Source organism: Kineococcus esterisolvens (assembly GCF_050871405.1).
Classification (GTDB): Bacteria; Actinomycetota; Actinomycetes; order Actinomycetales; family Kineococcaceae; genus Kineococcus.
Genome location: NZ_JBJLRI010000115.1, coordinates 1 through 8,216, shown reverse-complemented (window position 1 = coordinate 8,216; position 8,216 = coordinate 1). Strand labels below are relative to the sequence as shown.

The following is an 8,216-nucleotide window of genomic DNA, read 5'->3' as shown; positions in this document are numbered from 1 at the left end:
CGGTTCTTGTTTAGCTGACCCCCCCCGACCCCCCCCCGCGCCCGGGGCCCCCCCCCCCCCGGGGCCACCCCCCCGGCGCCGTCCTCGTCCGGCGTCAGTCCTCGTGGTAGCCCGGGGACTCGTAACCGATGCCCGGCTCACCGGCGGGCATCGGGACCGTGAACTCCTCGACGACCTCGACCTCGCTCCAGACGTCCAGCGGGTAGAAGGTCATCTCCCGGCCGCGGTCGTACTCCAGCGTCACCTGCACGTCGGTGACGGACAACCAGGGCGCCTCCTCCGGCGACCAGAGCATGTAGCCGTGGCGCTCCACACCGGCCAGCCGCATCCGCCGGAAGTCGAACTCCTCCGGCACCGGACCGTCCTCGTCGAACTCGTTGGGCATGAGGAACATCGCTTGGTAGTTCGAGCTGCCGCTCAGCCCGTCGATGAGCAGTCGTCGCGGTCCCGCCCAGGTCTGGACGATGTCGGCGTGGTTGCCCTCGCGGCTGCCTGCGACCTTCTCGACGACGACGTTCTGCAGCTGCAGCACGCCGTCCGGCATGGCGAGGTTGAAACCCTCCGAGAGGTTTCCGGTCAGCCGGACCCCCTCGATGTGGATGGTCCCCTTCTGCCCCTTCAGGTACACCCCGCGACGGTCCAGCTCGACGTCCGACTCGTCAGGTGCACGGATCTCACCGCCGATGAGGACGACGTTGCGCCCGCCGGTGACGTCGAGCCCGCCCAGGACCTGCAGCGGTTCGTCGGGCAGCCGCAGGACGTAGTCCGTGTCGTCGTCGAGCACCAGCACGTGCTCGTCCTGCGTGACGTCGATCTCGACCGGGGAGTCGAGCTGCGGCGGCGCCCAGCTCAGGCGGCCCTCGGTCCGGTCGCGCAGGAGCGCCACGGTGACCGCACCACCGGCCAGGGCGACGGCCCCGCCGATCCCGGCCAGCAGGAGCGCTCGGCGCCGGGGACGCGACGGGCCGGCGTCCGGGGTCGCCCCGGCACCACCCGCTCCGTGCAGCTCCTCCCCCGGCGGAACGCTCACGGGCTGGTGCCCGGCACCGGCACCGGAGGCCGGGCCGGTGCCCCGACGGGCCGCAGACCCAGTGCGTCCACGAGCCGCGACCGCTGCTCGTCCCACCGGGCGGTCTGCTCCCGGCGCGCGCGCTCCTCGCGATCGCCGTCACCGGCGTCGCGCAGGGCGGTCTCCAGCGCACGGGCGATCGAGGCCGGCTCGTGGTCGGTGTGCCACGCGTGCGGGAAGACCTCGCGCAGGACGGGCCAGTCGGAGACGACGAGCCGGCGGCCGACGTAGGCCGCCTCGTACCCGGCCCGCATGACGGAGGTCCGTTCCGTGGTGAGCGTGAGGAGCACGTCGGCCCCCTCCACGGCTCCGCGGTACTCGCGCGGACCGAGGAAGCCCGTGAACTCGACGTTGGCGGGCGCGGAGCGGCGCAGGTCGTCGGGGCAGCGCTCCAGGTCACCGGTGATGCGCACGCGGACCTCGGGCAGCAACCGTGCGGCCTCGACGACCTCCCGCACCGGCTCGTCGTCGGCGAACACGCCGACGAACAGCACGGTGGGCCGCTCGGTGCGCGGCGGACCGGCCGTCCATCCGGGAGGGGCCTCGTGCACGACCAGGCCGCGACCGCCCCAGCCGTCCACGACGTCCGCCCACTGCGAGGAGGCGACCATGACCGTGTCGGCGCGGCGGGCGAGCCAGCGGTGCACGCCGAGCATCCGGCGCGCCACGCCGTTGCCCTTCACCCCGAAGGAGGAGGTGTGGCTGTCCAGGGCGAACGGGACGCGTGCGCAGGCGGCGTACCCCGCCACGACCAGGGCGGGGAAGACCGGCGGGTTCGTCACGATCACCGAACGCGGCCGGTGCCGCACCAGCCCCGCGGCCGTGAGGGCGACGCTGAGGCCGTACCGCCCGGCGACGCGCCACTTGCTGCGCCCGCTCAGGGGGTGGACGTGCAGCGCGCGGCCCCCGAGGGAGCCGGCGATCTCGGCGGCACGACCGGCGTGCCGCTGCCACGTCACGTGCACCACCGGGGGTCGGGGTGCTGGTCTCACGGGACACCTCTCATCGCAGTCGTTCCATCTCGGTCGGTCGTCACGGCGTCCGGCGACGCCGGGAGCCGCGCTCAGCGCCCGGTCGGCACGGTGGGCGGCGCGACCCGCGGCACGGTGGCCAGCGCCCGGGGTCGGTGGTCCGAGGACTCCGCCAGGAGGGCGCCGGCGAAGCCGAACAGGGCGAGCGGCAGTCCCGCGTTCGTCATGTACGGCCACACCATGAGCGCAGCGGGCAGGAAGCACAGCACACCGACCAGCGCCATCGCGGCCGTGGCCGTCGGGCGGTCCGCCGCACGGGTCTGCCGGTAGGAGCGGACGAGCAGCGCCCCCATCGCCAGGCACGCCGCGGCCACGAGGACGAGACCCCCCCGCAGCGCCCAGGTGATGAACTGGTTCTCGGTGGAGGTGAAGAACACCGTGGACGGCAGTTCGTTGCCCACGCCGAACGCGGCCCCCTGCTCCAGCAGGGGGAAGTAGTCGCGCTGCCACACGAGGAACCGGTAGGCGACGGTCTGCGGGACGAGACCACCACCGGCACCGGAGGCCGCGGACGCCTGCGCCTCGAACCGGTCCAGCAGGATGGACGGGAACAGCAGCAGCGCACCGGCCGCGATGCAGGCGAGGACGGCCAGCGCCCGCCGGGTGCGGCGGGCGAGGAACGCCGCCACGACGATGGCGACCGGGGTCCAGAGCAGCAGGGTGACGGTCACCGACGCCACGAGGGCCGCGGCGTTGAGGGCCAGGACGGTGATGAGCGCGGGACGCCGCAGCACCACCCGGTCGTCGCGCAGCAGCAGCAGGACCGCCACGACGGTGGGGATGACCAGGTACCCGCCCAGCGAGTGCCAGATCGGGAAGGGGCCGGTCACCCGGTTGAAGGTCTCGCCGCTCGCGCTGAGGAGGTCGCCGCCGGTCAGGGCGATGAGCAGGGCCCGCGCGCCGGGGACGTCCAGGAACTGCAGCACCGCCATCGCCGCCGGCACGGCGCTGACCAGGAGCGCCCAGCGCACGACGGTCACGACGTCGCCCGGGCCGGCCACGGAGCGCGAGGCCGTCCACCAGGCGAGGAAGAGGAAGGTGGGTTGCAGGCCGACCCGCAGCAGGGTGTCGAACGTCGAGGACCCGTCGGCCGCGTGGCGCACCGCGAGGGCCGCCGCGGCCAGCGCGAAGGCCAGCAGGGCGAGGTCCGCGCCGTTGAAGCGGCGCCAGCGGGCGGGCACCCGCAGCAGGACCGTCACGGTGCACAGGGCCAGCAGCAGCTCCGACAGCTTCAGGCCCGGGACCCCGGTGCCGCGCCCCAGGCCGGCGAGCGCCGGCACGACGGCGGCGACGATCACGGCCGCGACCACGGGACGCAGCCACACGGCCACCACGAGGGCGGACACCACGAGGACGCCGATCGGCGCGAGCGGGTGAGCACCGGCCGAGGCGCCGGCCACCAGCGCGAGCAGGAGCACGGCGGACGTCGCGGCGACGAGCCGGGGGTCCCTGCGCTCGCGGGTGGGGGCGGCGCGCCGGTGGGTGCTGCTGCGGGCGCCCGGCAGCGAGCTCACCGGCGGTCGGGCACCGCGTGGACGGCGTCGTCGCCGGCGGTCTCCAGCTCCGGCTGCTCGGCGGCGCGCGGCGCGCCCTGGTGCTCGCGGGGGCGGCGGGCGGCCGCGTCGAGCACCACGACGACGGACTCGACGCCCACGTCGTGCAGGCTGCTGACCGCGGTCTCGACGTCGCGCGCGCGGGCGCCGCTGCCGACGACCAGCAGGACGGCGTCGCCCTCCAGCGCACGGCGCTCCGCGGCGCCGTCCGTGCCGAGCTCGCCGACGGGGTGCCAGTTCGGGTACGGCGACGAACCCCGGCGCTCGGCGGAGAACACCGCCAGCGACGCGGAGCGCACCTCGTGCACGAGCGCGTCGACCGCTCCGGCGCTGCCACCGGGCACGGTCGCCACGGCGACGTGCCGGGTGGGCGACTCGCTGAGGATCCGCAGGACGACCGTCTGGACCCTGGCCGAGCGCTGCCCCCGGGTGAGGTCGAACACCGGCCACGGGACGACGCGGCGCAGGTCCGAGGCGGTCCGCAAGCGGCTGTCCATGCGCTCCAGCAGGAGCGCACCACCGACGCCGACGAGCAGGCCGACGACCACGGCGATCACCGGGGCGAGGGGCGCGAGGCCGGCCTGCTCGGTGGTGTCGTTCGGCAGGCTCAGCGCCCGGAGGTTCCCCTGCGGGATGTTGGGCTGCGGTGCGTTCAGCAGGTCGGTCAGCGCGGTGAAGTAGTTCTCCACCTCGGCCGCGGAGTCGCCGGTGTAGGTCACGCGGATGGCCGCGCTGCTGGGGACGTTCTCGACCACGACGCGGGCGAGCAGGTGCGACCGGGTCACGCCGAGCGTCGCCGCCAGACCGTCCAGCAACTGAGCGTCCTCACCCAGCACCAGGGCGTAGTTCTGAGCCAGTCGCTCGGCGTCGTAGGGCGACGTCGGCAACGTGGTCGGAGCCGAGGTCTCCCCGTCGGCGGTCGCCGGCGCCGTGGGGACGATGTACAAGGCGTTGGCCACGTAGGTCGTCCGCGAGACGCTGCCGACCGCCGCGTACGCCGCCAGGCCGCTGACCACCGCGGCCAGCACTGCGACGAGCCAGAAACGCCGCAGCGCCTTCCCCAGGGGCTGGCGCACTCCTGCTGTCTGCATCACTGGTTGCCCTCCCGAGCGTGAGAGCCTTCATCATGACAGAGGCCACCTGTCCCCGAGTCGCGTCCGACCGAAGCGCAGAGGGGTCTCCGTCGCACCTTCACACGGACGGGTCAACCGTCGACGCCTGCCGAGGACGAGGTACATGCACGCCGCTTACTACAGCTGGTTCGACCCCGACCGGACCCCCGAACCGGTTCCCTGGGACCTGGGTGACGCGGCTGCCGCCCCCGTCGCGAACGGCCGGTTCTTCGCCGAGGTGCTGCGCGGCGTGGAGGAGCGCCTGGTGGCCGCCGACCCCGCCGCCGCGGAGGGTTTGCGCGGCGTCCGCGTCGTCATCACCCCCAACCACTGGCAGCTGCCGTGGACCGGACCGGGCGTCGTGGCGCTGCTCGTGCTCGACAACTGGTCGCGCGTGCCCCGCTGGGCGGACGAGGTGGGCCTGGTCCTCGCGACGAACCGGGACCGCGCCTGGCGCGACGCCGTGGGGATGCTGCCGCGCCCGCTGGGTGCGCTGGAACTGCTCGACGAGGCGCGCGTGCGCGCCGAGCGCCGGCTGTGGAGGCGCCGGGCGGGCACCCGCCCCTCGGGGCGCAACGTGGTCGCCCTGCCGCTGGGCTACGCGCACCAGCGCGAGGTCCCGCTCGTCCCCTGGGAGGAGCGCGACGTCGACGTCTACTTCGCGGGGAGCGCCTCCCACGGCCTCGACAAGGGCGGCGCGCTGCGCCGCGCGGTCCGTCGGCACGTCGGGAACATCAAGACGATCCACCGCACGCGGATGAGCGAGTCCGTCGAGCACCTGCGTGCGGCTCTGCCGGAGCTGCGCGTGCGGATCGACCTGGTCGACGGCGACCGAGCCGCCGACCACGCCGACACCTACAGCCGGGACATGGCGCGGGCCCGCTTCTGCCTCGACCCGCGCGGCACCAGCAGGGAGACCTGGCGCTACTACGAGGCCGTGCGCAGCGGCACCGTGCCGGTGGTGACGTCCCTGCCGAACGGGGGTCTGTACGCCGGGGCGCCCGCCGTGCGGCTGCGGCACTGGTCGCAGCTGACCTCGGCGATGCGCCACTACGCGGCCCACCCCGAGGAGGCGCGGGCGCTGCACGAGGAGTGCCTGCGCTGGTACGCGACCGTCGGCGGGCCGGAGGCGACGGCCCAGCGGCTCGTGCCGCACTTCCAGCGGGTGCTGGCGGGCCTGCCCGGCGGGCGCTGAACCGCGGCGGTCCCGGTCCCTCAGGGGGCCGGGGCCGCCGCCGGCGGGCGCCGCCTCCGCAGGGACTTCAACGAGGTGACCACGTCCGCGACCGACCGCCGGCACAGCAGCAGGACGAGGAGCGCGTAGACGAGGGCGCCGAGCGCGCCGATCCCGACCGTGCCCCAGGTCCCCGGGTCCCACCACCGGGCGAGCGCCAGGACGAGCCCGCCCGCCACCGCGGTGGCCACCAGCACCCGGCCCGTCTCGGCGTAGGCGCCCCAGCCGACGCCCAGCAGCTTGCGGACCACGGCGGCCCGCAGCGGCCAGGACAGGGCCATCCAGCCGGTCAGCCACCAGGCGAGCGCCACGAGGTCGCCGCCGCCGACCAGCAGGATGATCGTCACCTGACCGGCGAGCTGGACGACGGTGACGGCGAGCTCCGCACCCGGCCGGCCGGCCGCGAGCAGCGCGGAGCGGTGGAACTCGCTCAGCGACAGCACGAGGCTGCGCAGGGCGAGCACCGCGGCGATGGACGCCGCCAGGCGCCACTGGGACCCGAAGACGGCCGGCACGACGACGTCGCTGAGCAGCGCCAGCGCCACGAGCACCGGGGCCAGCAGCAGCGCCCCCAGGGCCGAGGTGCTGCCCAGCGCCCGGGCCAGCTGACGGCGGTCGTCACGCACCTTGGCGAACACCGGTTGCGCCACCACGTTGACCACCGAGGAGAAGAGGTCGACGACCACGCCCACGAAGCGGCGGGCGACCGTCCAGTGCCCCAGCGACGTGGTGCCGGTGACCGCGCCGACGAGCAGCGACTCGCCCTGGTCGCGGGTCTGCTGACCCAGCTGCACGAGCAGGGCGCTGACGCCGAACCTCGTCATCGTGCGGGCCTCGACGCGGTCGAAGGCCCACGCCGGGCGGAAGTCGGTGCGCGCCCACAGCACCGCGCACGCCACCACGCTGCGCACGACGTGCTGGGCGACCAGTGCCCACACGCCGGCGCCCGCGAACGCCAGCACGACCGCCACCACGACCGACGTCACGGTGGCGGCGACCTGCCGCAGCGCGAGGTCGCGGAACCGCAGCTCGCGCGACAGGAGCGCGACGGGAACGCTGGAGGCGCCGGCCACGAGGACGGCCACGGAGACGGCCGGCAGGACCTGCGCCAGCGCCGGGGCGTCGAACGCGGCCGCCAGCGGCCGGGAGACCGCCACCAGCGCGCCGGCGAGCAGCGCGCCCAGTCCCAGGGAGATGTAGAACGCCGTGCTGGTCGTGCGGCGGTCCACGCTGCGGGCCTGGATGAGGTACGTGCTGAAACCGGCGTCGGCCACCACGGTGAGCAGCGTGATGAACACCATCGCCAGGGCGACGACGCCGAACTCCTCCGGCTGCAGCAGCCGGCCCAGCAGCACGAACCCGACCAGGGTGCTCAGCCGGACGGACCACTTCTCCAGGGAGGCCCACAGCACCCCGATGAAAGCCTTGCGCCGCAACGTCCCGCCCCGCCCTCCACCCTCCGGACGAGGAGCTCCGGGCGCGCCGGGACCGGAGGGCTGCGGGGGGGCGTCCATGCGGTCAATGTAAGGCGCGCCCACCGCCCGCCGTGCCGGGACGGTGACGGCGCCCCCCCGCTCGGGCTACCCGAACCGCGTGCGGCGCACGGGCCGCACGGCATAATGCGGCTGCGTACGTGCGTGAACGCCGGGGGGCGCCGTCACCGGTCCGTGAACGAGCCATGATGAACGCCGAGGGGGGACCCTGTGAAGGTATTGCACATCGTCGAGGCTCTCGGGGGTGGTGTGACGAGCGCGCTGCGCGAGTACATCTCCGCCACGAGCCGCGACGTGGAGCACCTGGTGGCCGGGCGCCCCCGCCCCACGCACGGCACGGGCGACGACCTCGGCGCCCCCTCGGTGGGGAGCCTGCCCTCGAAGCGGTCACCGCTGCGGATGGTCGCCGCCGTGGAGGACGTGGTGCGCCGGACCCGCCCGGACGTCGTGCACGCGCACTCCTCGTGGGCCGGCGCCTACGCGCGGGCGAGCCTGCGGGTACCCGCCGAACGGGTGGTCTACACGCCGCACTGCTTCGGCTTCGAGCGCACCGACCTCCCCCGCGCGCACCGCATCGCGCTGTACCAGGCGGAGCACCTGCTGGTGCGCCGCACCGCCGGGGTGGGGGGCCGCACCCCCCCCGCGGGCCCCCGGGCCGGCCCCCCCGGGGGGCGGGGCGGGAACAAACTCCCCCACCTTGTCTGGGTTCCCCCCCGGGTCCTTG

General features: G+C 75.0%; 7 protein-coding genes. 2 read left to right on the top strand and 5 right to left on the bottom strand.

The window, feature by feature from the left end:
* Nucleotides 1-94: 94 nt before the first annotated feature.
* The 4 genes from ACRYR8_RS20465 to ACRYR8_RS20450 form a co-directional block, all read right to left on the bottom strand.
* Nucleotides 95-1,030 (bottom strand): hypothetical protein, encoded by a 936-nt coding sequence (locus ACRYR8_RS20465; RefSeq protein WP_432486043.1) that lies wholly within the window; start codon nucleotides 1,028-1,030, stop codon nucleotides 95-97.
* Complete coding sequence (locus ACRYR8_RS20460; protein WP_432486042.1) at nucleotides 1,027-2,037, bottom strand: glycosyltransferase; 1,011 nt, start codon at nucleotides 2,035-2,037, stop codon at nucleotides 1,027-1,029. Before ACRYR8_RS20460 ends, ACRYR8_RS20465 begins: the two co-directional genes overlap by 4 nt.
* 95 nt (nucleotides 2,038-2,132) lie before the next feature.
* Nucleotides 2,133-3,614 carry a hypothetical protein gene (locus ACRYR8_RS20455; protein ID WP_432486041.1) on the bottom strand — a complete coding sequence of 494 codons (1,482 nt, stop codon included), beginning with the start codon at nucleotides 3,612-3,614 and terminating at the stop codon, nucleotides 2,133-2,135.
* Nucleotides 3,611-4,744, bottom strand: a complete 1,134-nt coding sequence (locus ACRYR8_RS20450; protein WP_432486198.1) for a hypothetical protein — start codon at nucleotides 4,742-4,744, stop codon at nucleotides 3,611-3,613. Before ACRYR8_RS20450 ends, ACRYR8_RS20455 begins: the two co-directional genes overlap by 4 nt.
* Nucleotides 4,745-4,889: 145 nt before the next feature.
* Between ACRYR8_RS20450 and ACRYR8_RS20445 the strand changes: the two genes are divergently transcribed.
* Nucleotides 4,890-5,960, top strand: a complete 1,071-nt coding sequence (locus ACRYR8_RS20445) for an exostosin domain-containing protein (RefSeq protein WP_432486039.1) — start codon at nucleotides 4,890-4,892, stop codon at nucleotides 5,958-5,960.
* A gap of 20 nt (nucleotides 5,961-5,980) precedes the next feature.
* Here the strand turns inward: ACRYR8_RS20445 and ACRYR8_RS20440 are convergent, their stop codons facing one another.
* A complete protein-coding gene (locus ACRYR8_RS20440) occupies nucleotides 5,981-7,513 on the bottom strand; it encodes an oligosaccharide flippase family protein (protein WP_432486038.1) in 1,533 nt (510 codons plus the stop codon).
* Nucleotides 7,514-7,702: 189 nt separating this feature from the next.
* Here ACRYR8_RS20440 and ACRYR8_RS20435 point away from each other — a divergent pair.
* On the top strand, nucleotides 7,703-8,216 hold a 514-nt coding region (locus ACRYR8_RS20435), incomplete at its 3' end, for a glycosyltransferase (RefSeq protein ID WP_432486197.1).

Bases quoted from the DNA above. Each gene is read 5' to 3' on its own strand.
- ACRYR8_RS20445 (WP_432486039.1), top strand. From the start codon at position 4,890: ATGCACGCCGCTTACTACAGCTGGTTCGACCCCGACCGGACCCCCGAA.
- ACRYR8_RS20450 (WP_432486198.1), bottom strand. From the start codon at position 4,744: ATGCAGACAGCAGGAGTGCGCCAGCCCCTGGGGAAGGCGCTGCGGCGT.
- ACRYR8_RS20440 (WP_432486038.1), bottom strand. From the start codon at position 7,513: ATGGACGCCCCCCCGCAGCCCTCCGGTCCCGGCGCGCCCGGAGCTCCT.